Here is a 17,758-nt window from a genome sequence, read left to right as displayed (position 1 = left end):
TACCACAACGCCGTTGACAGCACGGTTGGTGGAATCGCTATCCCGATTCGCGAGCAAGCGCGGAATCTACCTCGGCCGCCGATCAACGAAGGTCCATGTAGCCCTGTACCGCCGCACCAACGGCCGACTCGGCGGCCGTTTCCCCGCTTTCCCCGATGCCCGAGTCCTGCTCCTGAACCACGTCGGCGCCAGAACCGGCACCCACCGAACCTCACCCGTCATGTACCACCACGACGGCGACGCCATCGCCATAGCTGGATCCAAAGCCGGCCAACCAACCCACCCAGCCTGGTTCCACAACCTGAAAGCCAACCCGGACACCACGATCCAAATCGGCGCCGACCTACTCCCCGTCCGAGCCCGGATAGCCGCCGACACCGAACGAAACCGCCTGTGGCCGAGGTTCGTCGAGTCCTTCCCCAGCTACGACTTCTACCAACGCAACGCAGGCAACCGCACGATCCCAATCGTCATCCTCGAGCCACGCGACTGATCCCACCGTCGATCGGTGCTCTGGTTATGCCGCCGGTGCGAACGCCCTCATCATCGACGACGTAGGGCTGGGTTGAGCAGAGATGGTGGCGTGTCATGCTTTTCGTGGGGAGCGAGGTCGGTGCCGGGGGCGACTATCGCATCGATGGCGTCGAGGACGTCGGGCGGCAGGACGGTGTCGGCGGCGGCTAGCTGGGAGCGCAGGTGGTCCATGGTGCGTGGTCCGATGATGGCGCTCGTGATGGCGGGGTGCGTGGTGACGAACGCCAGGGCGAGTTGGATCAGGGTCAGGCCCGCCTGGTCGGCCAGCTTCGCGAGTTGCTCGACGGCGGCCATTTTGGCGTGGTTGGCGGGGATCGTGGTGTCGTAGCGGTCGGGCATGAAGGTTGAACGGCTGGTGGATATTTCGCGGTCGGCGCGGATCGCGCCCGAGAGCCAGCCCGACGCCAGCGGACTCCACGCGAGGACGCCGAGGCCGTATTCCTCGGTGACCGGCAGGACGTGGGTTTCGATGCCGCGCTGCAGGATCGAATAGCTGGGTTGTTCGGTCACATATCGGCTCAGGTGGCGCTCCGCGGCTGCCCATTGCGCCTGGACGATGCGGTAGGCGGGGAATGTCGAGGAGCCGAAGTAGCGGATCTTGCCCGCGCGCTGCAGGTCGGTCAGCGCCGAGAGGGTTTCCTCGTCGCTGGTTTCGGGGTCCCAACGGTGGATTTGATAGAGGTCGACGTGGTCGACGTCGAGGCGGCGCAGGCTGTTGTCGAGCGCGGTGGTCAGCCAGCGGCGCGAACCGCCGCGATGGTTGCGCTCCTCGCCCATCGGCATGCTCGCCTTCGTAGCCAGCACGATGTCGTCGCGACGGCCAGCGATAGCCTTGCCCACCAGTTCTTCCGATTCACCGTGGCCGTACATGTCGGCGGTGTCGATGAGGTTGATGCCGCCCTCGATCGCGACATCGATCATGGCGGTGACCTCGTCCTGCGTGGACTTTCCCAGCTTGCCGAAGTTCATCGCGCCGAGCACGAGCGCGCTGACCTGAACGCCGGTACGACCCAGAGTGCGGTACTGCATGGCGGTTCCTCCCAGATGAGCTTGGTTCGGCTCGCCGGTTCTGGCATCCTCAACCAAGCGGAACAATGTTCCGCTAATCAACATACGGAACAGTGTTCCGCTTAGCAAGAGGGAGGTCTCGTGGTCGACAACCCGACCGAGCCGCCGCGCCGACGAGCCGACGCCCGGCGCAACCAGCAGGCGCTACTCGACGCTGCCGCAGCCGCCTTCATCGCCTCCGGCGTCGACGTCCCCGTCCGCGAGATCGCCACCCGCGCCGGCGTCGGGGTCGGCACCATCTATCGCCACTTCCCCACCCGGGCCGACCTCATCGTCGCCGTCTACCGCCACCAGGTCGAAGCCTGCGCCGAAGCTGGCCCCACCCTCCTCGCCACCAACACCTCACCCCACGCCGCACTCGGCGAATGGATCAACCTCTTCGCCGATTTCCTGACCACCAAACACGGTCTCGCGGAAGCACTTCAATCCGACGCCACCACCTTCGAAACCCTCCACACCTACTTCCTCGACCGCCTGGTCCCCACCTGCGAGGCCCTCCTCACCGCCGCCACCGCCGCAGGCGAAATCCGCCCCGGTACCGACCCCTACGAAATCCTCCGTGCTGTCGGCAACCTCTGCGTCGGCGGAAGTACTCCTCGCTACAACCCGCGCCGCATGGTCGGCCTCCTCATCGCGGGGCTCAGGGCGAAGTAGGGGTACCGAAAGCTCTCAGAAAGGTTGTCACCGCCGCGTCGGAGACAACGCGTAGTTCGGGGATCGCGAGGGGGCAGGTGCCGAGTTTGGATCGGGTGTCGATGCTGCCGGTGAGCAGGGCGGTGAAGTGGGTGGCCGCCAATTCCGGGTCATCGAGCCGGAGCGTGCCCGCGAGGGCGAGGCGGACTCGAGTCTGGTAGCCGAGAACCGGCGGGTGATCGAACGAATTCGAGCGACGTATCAGTCGGTGGACACCTTCGACCCCGAAGCGGCCGACCGCCTATCCGCCCTCACCGAGACCCTGCTGCACCGCGCCCGGACCGTCGACGCGCAGAGTTGATTGCGAATATCAGCAGGTCAGAGGGGGAAGTGGGGCGGGTGGGGCTCGAACCCACGACCAGCGGATTATGAGTCCGCGGCTCTAACCGACTGAGCTACCGCCCCTCGCCGCGGGGGTCTCCGCGGGCGAGTCGCATGGTACCCGGCGGAGTGCGGGGTTGACCACTTGACGCGGCGGTCGTGTCGGAGGTGGGACAGGAACGGCGATCGGGGGCCGCGGCTTCCTAGGAAGGCGCGGCGACCGATCGCCGTTGTCGTGCGGCACCCGGGGGATGGGTTACGAGCGTTCAGCTCGCTGGCCACCCCGCACTCGCGCGTCGCGGTCGCGACGTTCGATGTTGCCCCCTGGGTTGCTGGCCAACTTGATGACTCCTATTACCAACAACAGAACCGCAGCTATCACTGCGATGATTATCAGTCCCTGCACAGAACATAACTTAACGTGTATTCCGTTGCGGTGCTTGATAAGTTACAATGACGCGCCGAGCGTCAACAAGGTACGACCGAGGGCGGATCGACTCTCGATGGCGGCGTGCGCCTGTCGCACCTGGTCGATCGGGAAGGTTTGCCCGATCACCACTTCCAGCGCACCCTCGGCTACCGCCTGCTGCGCGCGGGCCGTGATACCGACCCAGTCGACATCGTCCTCGACGACATCGAACAGCCCGAGCACTCGCACACCGCGTGCGACCGCCGCTTCGGTGTCGCCCTGCGCGAAATCACCCGCGGCAGAGCCGTATCCGAGGAACAGGCCGCCATCGGCAGCGGCCGTCAACGCCGCGCCGCCGATCTCACCGCCGGCACCGTCGAAGACTACGGCCACACCCCCTCCGGTGATCTCACGGACTCGCTCTTCCCACCCGTCGGCGGAGTAGTCGACCACTGCCGTGGCGCCCAATCGTGTTGCGAGCGCGAGCTTTTCCTGGCCACGGGCAGCCGCTACCACGTGCGCGCCGGCGGCGACCGACAGCTGGGTGAGCAGTGTGCCGAGGCCACCCGCGGCGGCGGTGATCAGCACCCACGAACCCGGTTGCACCGCGGCGGTGTCGAAGACGGACAGAGCCGTGCGTCCGTCGTGGGCGAGACCGACGGCCTGCTCAGTGGTGAGTCCGTCGGGGATCTCGGTCAGGGTGGCCGCCTTGGCGAGGGATTTCTCGGCGTAGCCGCCGGTGGGCAGGCCGCCACCGATGCCGCTGGCGGCGGTCTGGGTGACCACGCGCTTGCCCAGCCAGCGGGGATCTACCTGCGCGCCGACCGCGCTGACCACACCACCGACAGCGCCGCCGGGGACATAGGGCAGGCTCAACGCGAAGTAATCCTGCCCCCACCCGCTGCGCAACCGGGTGTCGAGGAACATCACGTCGGCCACCTCGACGTCGACCACCACTTCGGCCGAATCCGGTTGTGGCGCAGGGAATTCCAATACCTCCAAGACTTCGGGACCACCGAATTCCTTGACCTGCACTGCACGCATCGCGACTCCTTCGTGGTGTTGACCGAACGAGTCAAGCATGAAACCTGAAGTGAAGTTCAGGTCAAGGGCGCTGAGGCCTGGATCACAGAATGTCCACCGGCCGGACTGCCCGGATCCCACGGCTGCTCCGCGGCCAGTGGCCTTACAGTGAATTGTGGCGTTCTCTTTCCCGCGAGCGGGCAGACGGCAAGTCGACCTCCCCACCGTCGACCGCACCGTCGATGCGCTGCGCTTGCCCGACGCGATCTTCAAGACCTCACCGTGGCAGCCCCGCGAGCTCGTGGAAACCGGTCTGCGCCAATGGTTGCGGTGCTGCGGCGCCGCCATTCGCGACGACCAGGTGATCGGCATGCCCTCGCACGCGGTCGACGAGGCCTGGCACGGCTTCATCCTCTGCACCCAGCTCTACGCGGACTTCTGTGCGCAGGCTTATGGCCGTTTCCTGCATCATTTCCCCGAGGGCGTCGGCGAGAGCACCCAGAATCACGGCACCATGGTCGAACAACTGGGCCGCACCGTGGTGGCCTGGTCGCTGGTCGCGCGGCCGGACGAGGAGTGCGTGCTCTGGGACCTGGACCGAAAGGTGGGCGTCGACAACCCCTGGGGCGTGGACGCCCGGCACGTCGCCGCCGTGCAGGAGCAACTGCGCCGGGCGTAGCCGAGTCAGACCAGCTTCATCCGGCGCGCGGCGAAGCGCACCGCACCGGGGGCGATCCGGTTGAGCCGGTACTGCACCCACGATTCCGGCGTCACCGGCACGATGTCACGTCCGGTCCGCACGGCCTTCACGATCTGGGCCGCCACACGGTCGGGAGTGTAGCCGCGTCGCTCGTACAGCTTGTCGAACTTCTGCTGCTTGGCCGTCTCCTCCTCGGCGGAGACACCCGAGATGCGGGTGGTGGCGACGATATTGGTGTGCACGATGCCGGGGCACACCGTCGACACCGAGACGCCGCGGTCGGCCAGTTCGGCACGCAGGCAGTCGGAGAACATGAACACCGCCGACTTGCTGGTGGCATAGGCCGCCATGTCGCGCTGCGGGCTGTAGGCGGCCATGCTCGACAGGTTCACGATGTGCCCGCCGAGCCCGCGATCGGCCATCGCCGCACCGAACGCCCGGCAGCCGTTGACCACGCCGCCGAGGTTGATCCGCAGGACGCGGTCGAACTCCTCCGACGGCGTGTCGAGGAACCCGCCCGCCTGGCCGACGCCGGCATTGTTGACCAGCACATCGGGCACGCCGTGCGCGGCGATCACCGTGTCCGCATGCGCGCGCACCGCGTCCTCGTTCGACACATCGAGCGGATAGGAATGCGCCACACCACCTTCCGCGGCGACGAGTTCCGCGGTGGCCTTGGCGGCGAGCTCGTTGACATCGGAGACCACCACTTCGGCGCCGAGCCGGGCGAAGGCCAGCGCGGTCTCGCGGCCGATGCCGCTACCCGCACCGGTGACCACCACCAGCTTGTGCTCGAATTCCCTTCGCGCAGGGCCTACTTCAGCCCTGGCCAGCCCGCGTGAGACCGCGGCACCGTCGAGTGCGTCGATCAGCTCGGTGGTCGCGGTGGCGAGCAGTTCCGGATGCGAGAACGGCATCCAGTGCCCGGCGGGCACATCACGACGCCACAGCCGGTCGGTCCACTTGCCCGAATCGTCGTAGCCCGCGGGTCGCACGGCGACATCGCGTCCGGCCACGATCAGCTGCACCGGCACCTCGGTGCGGCGCTCACGCGGGGAGAGCATGCGCTGCACGATGTTCGCGCGATAGATGAGCAGTCCGTCGACCATGTCACGGCGGAAGGTGGGGCCGAGCTTCACATTCGCGACGGGCGTGTCGTTCATCAGGGAAACCGCACGCTGCCACAGCTTTTCGGTGCCGATGGCGTTGAATGTCGCGCGCGGCAGCCCGGGCGTCATGAAGAAGAAGGTGTAGGCCGAGGAGGCGAGCTGGGTCATCGGCTGCCAGACATTGCGCAGGGTCGGGCGGGAGAGCCGGTCGCGCACCCAGCTGGACAGGTGGTCGAGATTGGGGCCCGAGACCGAGGTGAACGAGGCGACGCGCTCGCCGGCCTGCGGTTCGCATACCGCCTCCCACACCTGCACCGAGCCCCAGTCGTGGGCGAGCACGTGCACGGGGCGGTCGGGGCTCACCGCGTCGAGCACAGCGTAGAAATCGCGTGACAGTTCGTCGAGGCGGAAGTCGTCGGTGCGCTGGGTGCGGGTGGATTCGCCGTGCCCGCGGGTGTCGTAGGCGACCACATGGAAGCGGTCGGTGAGCAGCGGAATCACCCGGTCCCACAGGTGGTGGGTGTCGGGCCAGCCGTGCACGAGCACGATGGTGTCGGCGGCCGGGTCGCCGTATTCGAACACGGCGATGTCGAAATCACCGCTGCGGACGGTGCGCTGGTTGACGGGCTGCGGGCTGTCGTTCGTCATGATCGTTCGGACTCCTTGTCCAGCAGAGAAATCACAGGTCGAGCACCAATCGCTCACCGCGGGAACGGGATACGCAGGCCAGCATGGCACCCTCGGCACGGTCGGCATCGGACAGCGTGGTGTCGCGATGGTCCGGCTCGCCCGAGCGAACCCGCACCACGCAGGTGCCACAGAAGCCCTGCCTGCACGAGTAGGGCTGGTCGGGGCGGGAATCGAGGATCGTGTCGAGCACCGACCGGTCGGCGTCGACCGTGACAACCGCACCGCTGGAGGCGAATTCGATCTCGAATGCCGTGCCGTCGATGATCGGTGGCGGCGAGAATCGCTCGAAATGCAGTTCCACATCGGGCATCTCGCGCACGGCGGCGACGATCGCCGAGGTCATCGGTGTCGGGCCGCACGCGTAGACCGCGGTGCCGGGACCTACGCCCGGCAGCAGATCCGGCGCGGTGGGCAGGCCGTGCTCGTCATCGGTGCGCACGACGACATTCGCGCCGAAGCTCTCGATCTCGGCCAGGAACGGGATGGTGTCGCGACTGCGACCGCTGTAGACCAGCGTCCACGGCACACCGAGCCGGTGGGCGAGCCGTGCCATCGGCAGGATCGGGGTGATGCCGATGCCCCCTGCGACGAAATGCAGCCGCTGCGAAGGTGATCCGTGACCGGGCACCGCGAACGGGAAGGCGTTGCGCGGGCCGCGCACCACCAGCCGGGAGCCGGCGGGCAGTTCGTCGTGCACCTCGATCGAGCCACCGCCGCCACCGGGAATACGGCGCACGGCGATGCGGTACGCGCGCTCGTCGGCGGGATCGCCACACAGCGAGTACTGGCGCAGCCGACCCGACGGCAGTTCCAGATCCAGGTGCGCACCGGGCCGCCAGCGCGGCAGCACGCGACCGTCGGGGGCTTCGAGGCGAAGACTCACCACGTCCTGGTCGTGCGCTTCGATCCGGCGTTCGGTCACCACCACCGGCAGGCGGCGGTCGTCGACGCGCGGTCGCAGATCAGCTCGGTTGACCAGCGCGCTCCAGCGCAGCCGGGTAGCCGCGATGGCGTCGATGACCTTCATCGCCGGATCGTGGCGGTACTTGCCGTAGAGATCGGCGGGAATGTCGCGCGTGGTCACGACGCTGCCGAGCGGGCACCGGGCGAGGCGGCCAGATACGCGATCGCCTGCGCCGTCGAGCCGACGGATTGCGGGTTGTAGCCGGGCTGGAAGGTCGACAGCGCACTTACCAGCAACGACGGGACGCCGGGCAGCGCACCGCGCCACATCGCCCCGAACACCCCGGTGAGCAGCCGCGGGTAGCCCCGATCGGGCAACCGCGGGTCCTGCTGGACGAGGAACCGCGCACCGCGCACCAGCACGATGAGGAAGATCGGGAACACCAGCGTCATGGACGCGCAGCGACGGACGTAGCCGACGCCGAAATACTCCGCGACATCATGGGCGACGCTGCGGTGTTCGACCTCTTCGGCACCGTGCCAGCGGAACAGGTCGGCCATCCGCGGGTCGGCGCCGAACTGCTCCAGATCGGCGTTGAGAATCCAGTCGCCGAGCCAGGCGAAGAAGTGTTCGAGGCAGGCGATGAAAGCGAGGCGTTCCACCAGCATCTGGCGGCCTGCGCGATCGTCGCCACCGCGCGGGCCGAGCGAGACACGAAACAGGAATTCCATCTGCCGCAGATAGGGACTCGCGTCGATGCCATGGGCGGTGAAGACGTCGTCGAGCACCTTCGCGTGGGTTTGCGCGTGCATGGCTTCCTGCCCGATGAAACCGAGCATGTCCTCGCGCAGCTTCTCGTCCTTGACGTAGGGCAATGCTTCGCGATAGGTCTCGATGAACATGCGCTCGCCCTCGGGCAGCAACATGTTGAGCGCGCTGATCAGGTGGCCGGCGATCGGTTCCGCCGACATCCACTGGAGGTCGATGCCAGACCAGTCGAAGCTGACATTGCGCGCGTGCAATGCCACCACGCCCGGATCGATGTCCGGATGCTCTCGTCCCCAAGGAAATATCTTCATCGGTACTCCTCGATCAACCGCGCACGGCCTGCCATGCACCAGGTCGCGACGTTGCGCCCTGCTCGGTAGTTCCGATGATACAACTATCCATAACTGTACGTAACACCTAAATGTGTCAGCCGGCTTCGCCGAAGATCGCCAGCGCGACCGGAGCCGCCACCAGCAACCCGCACAGCACGGCATTGAGCACCTTGTGCTCGGCCAGAATCCCGGCGTATTCGCGCAGGATGGCGCTGGGCAGGTAGTAGCGGGCCGTCGGCGCGCCGACGGCCTTGGCGTCGATCCCGACCGAGCGCGCGAGCAACGCGGTCCGCAGCACATGGAAATTGCTGGTGACCAGCAGAATGCGGCTCTCGATCCCCTGTCTGGCCAGCAATTCGCGGCTGAACAGCAGGTTCTCGCGGGTGGTAGTCGAACGGTCCTCCCGCAGGATCTCGTCGTCGCGCACGCCGTGTTCGACGAGGTAGGCGGCCATCGCGGTGCTCTCGGCGACCTTCTCGTCGGACCCCTTGCCACCGCTGGTGACCAGCAGTGGCGTCCGGCCGTGCGCGCGGGCGGTGCGCCAGATACCGAGCGCACGGTCGAGCCTGCTCGCCAGCAGCGGCGGAACCCGGTCACCGAGCAAGCCGGAGCCGTGCACGACGATCGCGACCACGTCGTCGGTACGTGTCACCCAGCCGTAGACGAGCGAATAGAACAGGAACGCGACGAGCACGAAGCCGAGGTAGGCGGCGACGAGCACGACCGCGAGCAGCAATACCCCGAGCACCTCCCACTCGGCGATCACCGCCAGCACCAGCAACACGTACGGAACCAACAGTGCGACGCCGAGTCCGAGGGAGAGCAGGTTCGCCACGCGCACGCCCTCGCGGCGCAGCATCACCACCCCGTTGAGCATCAGCAGCCCCGACAGCGCGAGCACGAGCAATGGCGACAACGCCAGCGCGAAGAAGACCAGCATCTCGGGGCCCGCCCCTTCGGCACCCGAACCGATCAATGCGCCACCGGCACACAGAATTCCGAGCAGCAGCAACACGCCATTACTGAATCGGCGCCGCTCCTGACGGAAGCGCAGCGCGAACACACCGAGCAGAACCACACCTATCGCCAGCAAGATCACCGGTCCCACCCTAGTGAGCACAGGACGCTCGGCGGTCGCCCGTCCCGCACCCACGGCCGGTCGGCTAACTATTAGCAATCAGCGCTCGGTCGAGGATTTCCGCAGGACTACCGCGGGATCCCACGCGCGCCCGCGGCCTCGAGTCAGCGGGTAGCAAGCGAAACCGATGGCGGCCGCGCTCGCATGTCCGATGTCGGTGAACGCGCGGTTCAGGAAGATCGGCGGGAGCACGACCGCGAGGACCGCGACCACGTATAACCAGCGCCACGGCGTCACCACCCGGTACGCGAGCACCGCGGCCACACCGGCCAGCGCGTAACTGACGCCCACATCGAGGAAATACATCGCGCGTTCGGGCGCGTCGTCGCTGCGAATCGCCCACAGCAGCACGCCCTGACTGAGGTAGGTGGCGCCCACATGCGCGAGCACGACGACCACCAGCCAGCGCAGGGTGCCGAGCCAGCGTTCGACATTGGCGTGAAAGACGGTGAACAGCACCACATAGGCGAACCATCCGCCGCCGTCGGTCCAGAAAGCACTGGCGATCAGCACCCGCAGCGGATCTTCACCGAGGTGATGCAGGTTGGTCGAGCGGTGACCGAGCCACTGTTCGGCTTCATCGGGCGGGAGACGATCGATGATCACCGTCGTGACGGCGAGGGCGGTGAGCCAGAGGTAGGTGCCGGGCGCGCTGCGGATCCACCGCCATGCACGAATCGCGATTCCGCCTGGTGCGCCCACCAGGTAAGTGTGGCAGGTCGATGCGACCACATGCAGGTAGCTATGTTATTGCTAACACAGTTTCGGGTACTCACGATATGTCGGGTATCGGAACCACAACCAGCTATGACACCACGGCTCGAACACTTCGTCCCGCGGTGAGCGGCAATAGCTGGATGGACATTCGGGGAAGGAGGTGAGCCGTTATGGTCATCGACTTCTTTCAGTGGCTAGCTACCGTGATCTTCAACTTCTTCATCTGATCCGCCAGGCTCGGACCGTGATGGCGCCCACCGACCGTGGACGCCATCATCGCGTGACCGGCCGCTGTTTCCGTCCTCGGCTACCGGGTAGGCGACACCCAAGATGCCCACCGATCGAGGAGGAGGTCTACGCCATGCCGCAGCAAGCGTGGAGCGACAAGCGCGAACGCCAGTACAAAGACATCAAGAAGTCCGAGCGCGACCGTGGCCGTAGCGAAGAACGGGCCGAGGAGATCGCCGCGCGGACGGTCAACAAGACTCGCGCCCAGCACGGCGAAACAAAGGGATCCAGCAAGAAATCCGGCAGTTCCTCGCAACGACGTGGCGGTCAACGAACCCAGGGCAGCGGCAAGACCCGCGATCAGCTCTACGACGAGGCCCGGCGCCGCAATATCGACGGCCGCTCCAAGATGAACAAGCAGGAATTGGCCAACGCCCTCGGCCGCGGCTGACCCACTGCGAAAGGTTCGCCATGCAGCTCGGATTTAAATTGGCGGCCGAGGCATTCGGCCCGAAGGAACTTGTCCGACAGGCGGTTCGGGCCGAATCGGTCGGCTTCGATTTCGTCGAGATGAGCGATCACTTCCATCCGTGGCTCGACAATCAGGGCCACTCCCCCTTCGCCTGGACGGTCCTCGGCACGATCGCGGCACGCACCGAGGAAATCGGGCTCGCCACCGGCGTGACCTGCCCGATCATCCGCTATCACCCCGCGATCATCGCCCAGGCGGCCGCCACCACCGCCCTGGTATCGGACGGGCGGTTCACCCTGGGAATCGGTTCGGGCGAGCGGCTCAACGAGCACATCGTCGGGCACGAGTTCCCGCCGGTGCTGATCCGTCAGCGGATGTTGCGCGAGGCGCTCGAGATCATTCGGTTGTTGTGGCGCGGCGGCTACCGCAACTACTACGGCGAGTTTCTGGAGCTGTCGGACGCGCGGGTGTTCGATCTACCGGAGACGCTGCCGGTGATCGCGGTGGCGGCGGGCGGCCCCAGCGCGGCCAAGATCGCCGCCGAACTCGGCGACGGGCTGTTCGCGACCGCGCCGGATCCCGCACTGGTGCAGGCCTTTCAGCAGGATGGCGGCACAGGTCCGCGCTATGTCGAAGTGGGCGTCGCCTTCGCCGAGAGCGATCGCGAAGGCGCCGAGGCCGCGCTGTCGACGAACCGGTGGTCGACCGGCGGCTGGAAGGTGATGAGCGAGCTGCCCAATCCGGCGAACTTCGAAGCCGCGTCGAGCACCGTGCGAGTCGACGACATGCTCGAGTCCTTTGTCTGCGGCAACGATCCGAAACGCTACGTCGAGGCGGTGCGCAAGGCAGTCGACGCGGGTTTCGATCACGTGGTGCTGATGAACGCGGGACCGGACATGGACGCGTTCCTCGACTTCTACAGCAGCGAACTCCAGCCGCTGCTGCGCTCGGAGATCTGAGGCACCGACATGACCATGTACGTCGGCACTTCCGGTTGGCAGTACCGCGATTGGCGCGGCGTGCTGTATCCACCGAAGGTGCCGGCGAGGCTGTGGCTCGAGCAGTACGCGGAGGCGTTTTCGACCGTCGAGTCGAACAACGCGTTCTATCGATTGCCGAGCCGGGAGAACTTCGCGACCTGGCGGGAACGCACGCCCGCCGGCTTCGTCGTGGCGGTGAAGGCGAGCCGCTATCTCACCCATATCAAGCGGCTGCGCGACCCGGCCGAACCGGTGCAGCGGCTACTCGACCACGCCGCGGGCCTCGGCGAGCGACTCGGCCCGATCCTGCTCCAGCTGCCGCCGACCCTGCGCGCGGACTCCGATCTCCTCGACACCTGCCTGCGCTGCTTCCCGGATTCGGTGCGGGTAGCGGTGGAACCGCGCCACGATTCCTGGTGGACCGACGAGATCCGCACGGTCCTGAAATCCCGTGGCGCGGCACTGTCCTGGGCAGATCGCGACTCCCGCCCGGTCACGCCGCTGTGGCGAACCACCGACTGGGCCTACCTGCGCCTGCACGCGGGCCGCGCCACTCCCCTACCGTCCTACGGCAAGCAGGCGCTGAGCGGCTGGGCACATCGGCTGCTCGACACCTGGTCGCCCGACGACGACAGCTACGTCTACTTCAACAACGACCACGGTGGCGCGGCGGTGCGCGACGCGGTCACCTTCGCCCACCTCGCGGCGGGTGCGGGCGCCGACGTGACCCGGGTGCCCGACTTGGCGACCCACGAACGGTCGCGGTCGTGACCACCGCGACCGATCGCACCGAGGCATATGCCGAATTCGTCGACGATCTGACGAGGCTGTTCGAACCGGGGTGAACCGGGCTCACCAGCCGGGATCGACGTCCAAGGGAACGTTGATCCAGCTCGGCCGGGACGGATCCAGCTCGAGATGCTGGGTGCGCAGCCCGCTCTCGTTCAGCAACGGCCGCAACGGGATTCCGCTGGGGAAGTTGCCCGCGAACACATCCACCCGAAGCCGATGGCCCGGCAACAGCACACCGTCGGTGGCGCGGATGCCGATGTCGATGGTGGTCGGCTCGCCGGGCACGATCGGTTGGCGGGTGTCGAGGGTGAGGATCGGGTAGGGGTCGGTGTAGTCGCCGTTGGGTGAGCGGGTCGACTTGGCTTCGTCGACCGCGCGGAGCGAGGCCATCAGCTGGCCCTGGGTCCACACTGTCGAAGTGCCGTCGGGCGCGACGTCGTTCACCGTGACGGTCCAGTAGCCGTCGGTGGTGTCGAGCACGGTGTTGAGGTGCGCGGCGATCTCACCGGAGATCCTGGTCGGCTGGGTCACCGGGGCAGTGGTGAAGGTGAGCGCGGCGCCCTCACTGATCCTGGCGTCCTTCGCGCAGATATCGGGCAGCGGAATCATGCCCGCCGTGCCCTGCGCCGCGTCCCGCGAACAGATCGTCGTCAGGCTCGGATCGACCGAAACACGCTGGGCCGCACCGGGCGCGGCTACCAAACTGCCGTCGTACCGCGCGCCCGGCGCGGTCCCCGACGAGGCGCCGTCGAGATACATCCGCCGGTACTGCATGCCAGGGCGCGGAAACTCCACATCGGTGGTCCACTGCCCACTTCCCTGCTGCCACAGGGTGACCGGGTCGTAGCGATCGATGCCGTTGTCGATTCCCTTGAGCCACTTGTCGAACCACGCGCGCTGCAGCGATTCCAGCGGCGCGGGCGCATTCGGCTGACCGAGGCCCGAGCTCACCGTCACGTGGTAGACGTCGCCCATGATGAGCTTCTTCTGCTCGGCTGGCACGTCGACGGCGTTGTAGATGCGCGGAGTCGAGTAGGTGAAGATGTCGTGCCAGCCGCCGTAGAGGAAGGTCGGCACCTGCACCTTGTCGGGCTCGCCGACCCAGGCGGTCCGCAGCGGGCTCTCGTCGTCGAGAATCGCGGCCATCTCCGGTGGGATCTGTTCGACGGTCGGCGTGGCCAGTGCGGCGATGAGCACGTTGAAGAAGGTGAACGGGTCACGGATCCGGTCGGCCATCCAGGTCCAGTCGAACTTGCCGGTGAGGATCGCGACCACATCCGGCAGCAGTTTCGCGCCGTCGACGGCGAGCAGCCAGAGCGGGATGAAGCCGATGCCGAGCGCGCCACCGGGGGCGGCGACATCGCGGATCAGGTCGTTACCGGGGACGATCGGGAAGATCGCCTTCAGCGCCTCGGGATGGCGCTGCGCGGTCTGCAGCTGGTTGATCCCCGAATAGGAGATGCCGCTCATCCCGATCTTGCCGTCGGACCAGCCCTGTTTCGCCGCCCAGTCGACGACTTCCACGCCGTCGAGCTGTTCGCGTTCGCCGAACACCTGCCAGGTGCCCTGCGAGAAACCGGTGCCGCGCACGTCGACGACCACCTGGGTGTAGCCGCCGCGGATCAGGTTCCGGTCGACGCCGAAGGTGCGGGCGGCGCCGCCGGGCAGCGCCTTCATCATGTCGCTGAGGCTGCTGAAACCGAACGGCGAGAAGTCCAGGTTCTGCAGCACCGGCATCAGCACGTCCGACAGGCCGGGCACCGCGAGCGCCGAGTCGGCGATGTTGGTGACCAGCTTGGTGTAGGGCGTCATGTTGACGATGGTGGGTGTCGGCTCCGCGATCGGCTGACCGTCGGCGCCGGCCGGGTGATAGACGTTGGCTTTCAATACGGTGCCGTCACTCATCGTGATCGGCACATCCCACTCGATGAAGACATTGGGGAATTGCTGGGGCCCGTTGTGGGTGGCGACGAACTGCGCGTCGAGACCCTCAGCGTTCGGCGATGCTTGTCCGACCGGTGCGGATGCCACGGCGCCTGCCAACACGACGACGGATGCGACCAGCGCAGCCAGCCGCCCACGATGTTTGATCATGCTTCGGTTCAGCCCTCCACCATCGGGAACCACAACGTTCCCGTACCGGGAAGTAACGTAGCGCGCGTCACGTTCGATCGCAAGAACATGTTCTGGGCAAGCCATGATCAGCGCCCGCGCGAATCCCGCACCGGTCACCTGACAGAATCGACACTGTGACAGCGCCCGAACTCGACGACGGCCGCCGATACCGTGGCGCCGCACCCGGGCAACGTCAGCAGGAACGCCGCACCCGGCTGATCGAAGCGGCCACCGAAGCCTTCGGTGTCGACGGCTACCGCAACACCACGGTCACCACGATCTGCGCGGCGGCAGGTGTCGGCAAGCGCTACTTCTACGAATCCTTCGCCGACAGTGAGGATTTGCTGCTCGAGGTGTATCGCGAGACAGCCGCCAGGATGATCGAGGCGATCCATACCGGCCTGCGCGATCCCGACGCCGACGTCGAGACCCAGGTGCGCGTCGCGCTCACCGCGTACTTCCAGCTCATCCTCGACGACCCACGGGTTCCCCGGATCGCGTTCTTCGAGATCCTCGGCGTGAGCGCTGCGGTGGACCGGGCCTACTACGGCGTTCTCGACGCCCTGGTCGACATCTGCCTGGCCCTGATCACCCCGCACGTCGACCTCGAAACCCACCCCACCGTCAGCGTGCGCACAGTGCTGTTCGGCCTGGTCGGCGCCATCGTGATCATCGCCCAGAAGTGGGTGCTCGACGACTACCGCCAACCGATGACCGATGTGGTGGACAGCGCGTGCCTGGTGGTCAACGCGGTGCTGACGAAGATCGGCCCGGACGGCAGGTCGATTCTCGGTTGACGACGCGGGCGGTGCTCGCGCGTATTCTCGGGCGGTGACGCCAGAACTCCGGCACCTGCGTTATCTGGCCGCCGTCGCCGAGCACGGGAATTTCACCCGGGCAGCCGAGGAGCTGCACGTGTCGCAGCCGACGCTGTCGCATCAGATCAAGCAGCTCGAGCGGGCCGTGGGGGCGGTATTGCTCGATCGGGCGGGGCGCAGTGTGCGGCTCACCGACGCCGGGGCGGCCTATCTCGCGCATGCCCGCCGGGCCGTCGAGGAGGTCGCGGCGGCGCAGCGGGCCGTGCACGATGTCACCGATCTGAGTCGCGGGCTGCTCCGCTTCGCCGCGACGCCCACTTTCACGCCCTACCTGGTGGGGCCGCTCATCGCGGGGTTTCGGGCGCGCTATCCGGGGATCACCGTCGAGTTCGGCGAGTCCTCCCAGGACACCATCGAGTCCGAACTGCTCGACGACCGCATCGACCTCGGCATCGCCTTCGCGCCGCCGCGTCTGCCCGGCATCGCGGCCGAAGCGTTGTTCGAGGAGAACCTGGCCGCGGTACTCGGCGTCGCCGCCCACCCCTCGCTACCGGAAACCATGGCACCCGGCGATCTGGTCGGCCACGATCTCGCCCTGCTCAATCCGTCGTTCGCGACGCGCCATCACATCGACAGCTACCTGCGCGCGCAGGATATTTCGCCCCGAATCGCCTTGGAGGTCGACTCGATTCAGGCGCTGCTGGAGGCGGTGTCCGCTTCGAGTCTGGTGACGATCCTGCCCGAGGCGGTCACCGGCACCCACCCACAGCTGACACGAATTCCGTTGTGGCCCAGCTTACCTCGCAGAACAGTCACTCTGCTGCGCGCGGCCGAGGGTCATCGTAGTGCCGCCGCAACGGCGTTCGCAGAATTGGTGCGCGAACACGTGCGGTGAGCTTCGACCGCTGTCGTGTCCACTCAGCGCAGCAGCGCGACGATCGCGTCTTGGTCGAGACGCTCGGCGTTCTGCAGCGCGGTGCGGCCTTCGGCGTCGCGGATCTGCGGGTCGGCGCCCGCGGCGAGCAGTGCGGTGACGGTTTCCTGGTAGCGCGGAGAGCCGTCGCCATAGACGACCGCCTCCTGCAGTGCCGTCCACTGCGGCTTGTTCACATGGTTGACGTCGACGCCCGCGGCGATCAGCATTCGCACGGTAGTCACATGCGCGTGCTCACTCGCCGGGATGAGTGCCGTGCCGCCGTAACGGTTCACGCTGCGCAGGTCGGCGCCGTGGCGCAGGGTCGCTTCGAGGATCTGGTCGAGGCCCTCGGCGCCGGCGTACAGGTAGGCGGAGTCCTGGAGGTCGTCCTTGGCGTTCACGTCGGCGCCCGCCTCGATCAGCGCCACCGCTGCCTCGGCGGCCTTGTTCTTGGTGGCGGCGACCAGTGGGGTGCGGCCGTGGTCGCCGCGCGTCTCCATGTCGGCGCCGCGGGCGATCAGGTCACGGACCTGCGCGGTGTCGTTGCCCGCTGCCGCGGCGTAGAGATCGTCGTCCAGCGTGTGATCGAGCTGCCGAGCCTGCGGAGCGGCGGCGGACCCTGCTGAGGTCGCGGCCGGCGCCGCCGAGGTCGACGCGCCGGTTCCCGCCGTCCCGGGGTCGGCGGAGCAGGCACCGACGCCCACCGCGAGAATCGCGAGCGCGAGCACGGCCGCGCGGGGGCCACGAACTGTCGGGCGAGCCGGATTCATATCTCTCCTCTGGTCAGGTCCCTTCCACCGTGCCCACCCGATCGCCCCGCGTCCAGGACGCGGCGCCGATCGCGACCATCGACACCGTCTATGCGTCGCGGCCCAGCAGGGATGCGCCCGCCGGCCGCCCGCCGCATCCGGGTCAACCGCGGTGACCGCAGGGTGAACAGCGCGGAACCATCACCGGTGTGTATTGCCCTGTGCGACACCATGTGCCCAGACTGAATGCCTGTTCGACAGCGTGGTCGAGATCCCTGCCGC

At 67.1% G+C, this 17,758-nt stretch carries 19 protein-coding genes and 1 tRNA gene; 9 read left to right on the top strand and 11 right to left on the bottom strand.

What is annotated here, in order from left to right; translation table 11 throughout:
• Positions 1 to 28: 28 nt before the first annotated feature.
• Positions 29 to 493, top strand: coding sequence for a nitroreductase family deazaflavin-dependent oxidoreductase (locus ACQHI0_RS03375; RefSeq protein WP_427906472.1), 465 nt, complete (start codon positions 29 to 31; stop codon positions 491 to 493).
• Positions 494 to 543: 50 nt separating this feature from the next.
• Here the strand turns inward: ACQHI0_RS03375 and ACQHI0_RS03370 are convergent, their stop codons facing one another.
• Positions 544 to 1,563: an aldo/keto reductase gene (locus ACQHI0_RS03370; RefSeq protein ID WP_427906471.1), complete on the bottom strand. Its 1,020-nt coding sequence runs from the start codon at positions 1,561 to 1,563 to the stop codon at positions 544 to 546.
• A 120-nt stretch (positions 1,564 to 1,683) separates the two neighbouring features.
• Here ACQHI0_RS03370 and ACQHI0_RS03365 point away from each other — a divergent pair, with 120 nt between their 5' ends.
• On the top strand, positions 1,684 to 2,256 hold the full coding sequence (locus tag ACQHI0_RS03365) for a TetR/AcrR family transcriptional regulator (RefSeq protein ID WP_427906470.1): 573 nt from the start codon (positions 1,684 to 1,686) through the stop codon (positions 2,254 to 2,256).
• Here the strand turns inward: ACQHI0_RS03365 and ACQHI0_RS03360 are convergent.
• Complete coding sequence (locus tag ACQHI0_RS03360; protein ID WP_427906469.1) at positions 2,243 to 2,398, bottom strand: hypothetical protein; 156 nt, start codon at positions 2,396 to 2,398, stop codon at positions 2,243 to 2,245. The genes ACQHI0_RS03365 and ACQHI0_RS03360 overlap by 14 nt on opposite strands.
• On the opposite strand from ACQHI0_RS03360, the gene ACQHI0_RS03355 reads away from it, so the two are divergent.
• Complete coding sequence (locus ACQHI0_RS03355; protein ID WP_427906468.1) at positions 2,384 to 2,596, top strand: hypothetical protein; 213 nt, start codon at positions 2,384 to 2,386, stop codon at positions 2,594 to 2,596. The genes ACQHI0_RS03360 and ACQHI0_RS03355 overlap by 15 nt on opposite strands.
• Before the next feature lie 30 nt (positions 2,597 to 2,626).
• Here ACQHI0_RS03355 and ACQHI0_RS03350 read toward each other — a convergent pair.
• Both ACQHI0_RS03350 and ACQHI0_RS03345 read right to left on the bottom strand, forming a co-directional pair.
• Positions 2,627 to 2,700: transfer RNA gene (locus tag ACQHI0_RS03350), tRNA-Ile, on the bottom strand.
• A 364-nt stretch (positions 2,701 to 3,064) separates the two neighbouring features.
• Positions 3,065 to 4,069, bottom strand: coding sequence for a zinc-binding dehydrogenase (locus tag ACQHI0_RS03345; RefSeq protein ID WP_427906467.1), 1,005 nt, complete (start codon positions 4,067 to 4,069; stop codon positions 3,065 to 3,067).
• A gap of 154 nt (positions 4,070 to 4,223) precedes the next feature.
• On the opposite strand from ACQHI0_RS03345, the gene ACQHI0_RS03340 reads away from it, so the two are divergent.
• Positions 4,224 to 4,727 (top strand): hypothetical protein, encoded by a 504-nt coding sequence (locus ACQHI0_RS03340; protein WP_427906466.1) that lies wholly within the window; start codon positions 4,224 to 4,226, stop codon positions 4,725 to 4,727.
• Positions 4,728 to 4,732: 5 nt separating this feature from the next.
• On the opposite strand, the gene ACQHI0_RS03335 is transcribed toward ACQHI0_RS03340, so the two are convergent.
• From ACQHI0_RS03335 to ACQHI0_RS03315, 5 genes are all read right to left on the bottom strand, one after another.
• Positions 4,733 to 6,505, bottom strand: coding sequence for an SDR family oxidoreductase (locus ACQHI0_RS03335; protein ID WP_427906465.1), 1,773 nt, complete (start codon positions 6,503 to 6,505; stop codon positions 4,733 to 4,735).
• A gap of 31 nt (positions 6,506 to 6,536) precedes the next feature.
• Entirely contained in the window at positions 6,537 to 7,631 is a 1,095-nt protein-coding gene (locus tag ACQHI0_RS03330; RefSeq protein WP_427906464.1) for a PDR/VanB family oxidoreductase, read from the bottom strand.
• A complete protein-coding gene (locus tag ACQHI0_RS03325) occupies positions 7,628 to 8,530 on the bottom strand; it encodes a metal-dependent hydrolase (protein WP_427906463.1) in 903 nt (300 codons plus the stop codon). The genes ACQHI0_RS03330 and ACQHI0_RS03325 overlap by 4 nt, the downstream gene beginning before the upstream one ends.
• A 115-nt stretch (positions 8,531 to 8,645) precedes the next feature.
• The gene (locus ACQHI0_RS03320) at positions 8,646 to 9,650 is read right to left on the bottom strand and encodes a YdcF family protein (protein ID WP_427906462.1); all 1,005 of its coding nucleotides are present in this window, start codon (positions 9,648 to 9,650) and stop codon (positions 8,646 to 8,648) included.
• Positions 9,651 to 9,728: 78 nt separating this feature from the next.
• Entirely contained in the window at positions 9,729 to 10,391 is a 663-nt protein-coding gene (locus ACQHI0_RS03315) for a rhomboid-like protein (RefSeq protein WP_427906461.1), read from the bottom strand.
• A 376-nt stretch (positions 10,392 to 10,767) separates the two neighbouring features.
• Between ACQHI0_RS03315 and ACQHI0_RS03310 the strand changes: the two genes are divergently transcribed.
• Genes ACQHI0_RS03310 through ACQHI0_RS03300 form a run of 3 tightly spaced genes read left to right on the top strand, consistent with a single transcriptional unit; the run spans position 10,768 to position 12,857 of the window.
• Complete coding sequence (locus tag ACQHI0_RS03310; RefSeq protein WP_427906460.1) at positions 10,768 to 11,085, top strand: plasmid stabilization protein; 318 nt, start codon at positions 10,768 to 10,770, stop codon at positions 11,083 to 11,085.
• Between the two features lie 20 nt (positions 11,086 to 11,105).
• Positions 11,106 to 12,065 carry a TIGR03557 family F420-dependent LLM class oxidoreductase gene (locus ACQHI0_RS03305; protein WP_427906459.1) on the top strand — a complete coding sequence of 320 codons (960 nt, stop codon included), beginning with the start codon at positions 11,106 to 11,108 and terminating at the stop codon, positions 12,063 to 12,065.
• A gap of 9 nt (positions 12,066 to 12,074) precedes the next feature.
• The gene (locus tag ACQHI0_RS03300; protein ID WP_427906458.1) at positions 12,075 to 12,857 is read left to right on the top strand and encodes a DUF72 domain-containing protein; all 783 of its coding nucleotides are present in this window, start codon (positions 12,075 to 12,077) and stop codon (positions 12,855 to 12,857) included.
• 81 nt (positions 12,858 to 12,938) lie between these two features.
• On the opposite strand, the gene ACQHI0_RS03295 is transcribed toward ACQHI0_RS03300, so the two are convergent.
• On the bottom strand, positions 12,939 to 14,972 hold the full coding sequence (locus ACQHI0_RS03295; RefSeq protein ID WP_427906457.1) for a CocE/NonD family hydrolase: 2,034 nt from the start codon (positions 14,970 to 14,972) through the stop codon (positions 12,939 to 12,941).
• 155 nt (positions 14,973 to 15,127) lie between these two features.
• Here ACQHI0_RS03295 and ACQHI0_RS03290 point away from each other — a divergent pair, with 155 nt between their 5' ends.
• Together ACQHI0_RS03290 and cynR are read left to right on the top strand one after the other, a co-directional pair.
• On the top strand, positions 15,128 to 15,790 hold the full coding sequence (locus tag ACQHI0_RS03290; protein ID WP_427906456.1) for a TetR/AcrR family transcriptional regulator: 663 nt from the start codon (positions 15,128 to 15,130) through the stop codon (positions 15,788 to 15,790).
• A 34-nt stretch (positions 15,791 to 15,824) separates the two neighbouring features.
• On the top strand, positions 15,825 to 16,706 hold the full coding sequence (cynR, locus tag ACQHI0_RS03285; RefSeq protein WP_427906455.1) for a transcriptional regulator CynR: 882 nt from the start codon (positions 15,825 to 15,827) through the stop codon (positions 16,704 to 16,706).
• Between the two features lie 23 nt (positions 16,707 to 16,729).
• Here the strand turns inward: cynR and ACQHI0_RS03280 are convergent, their stop codons facing one another.
• Positions 16,730 to 17,497 (bottom strand): ankyrin repeat domain-containing protein, encoded by a 768-nt coding sequence (locus ACQHI0_RS03280; protein ID WP_427906454.1) that lies wholly within the window; start codon positions 17,495 to 17,497, stop codon positions 16,730 to 16,732.
• Positions 17,498 to 17,758 lie beyond the last annotated feature (261 nt).

Source organism: Nocardia sp. FBN12, assembly GCF_050320175.1.
GTDB lineage: Bacteria > Actinomycetota > Actinomycetes > Mycobacteriales > Mycobacteriaceae > Nocardia.
The sequence above is the reverse complement of the archived record's forward strand: the minus strand, read 5'-3'. Positions and strand labels throughout refer to the sequence as shown.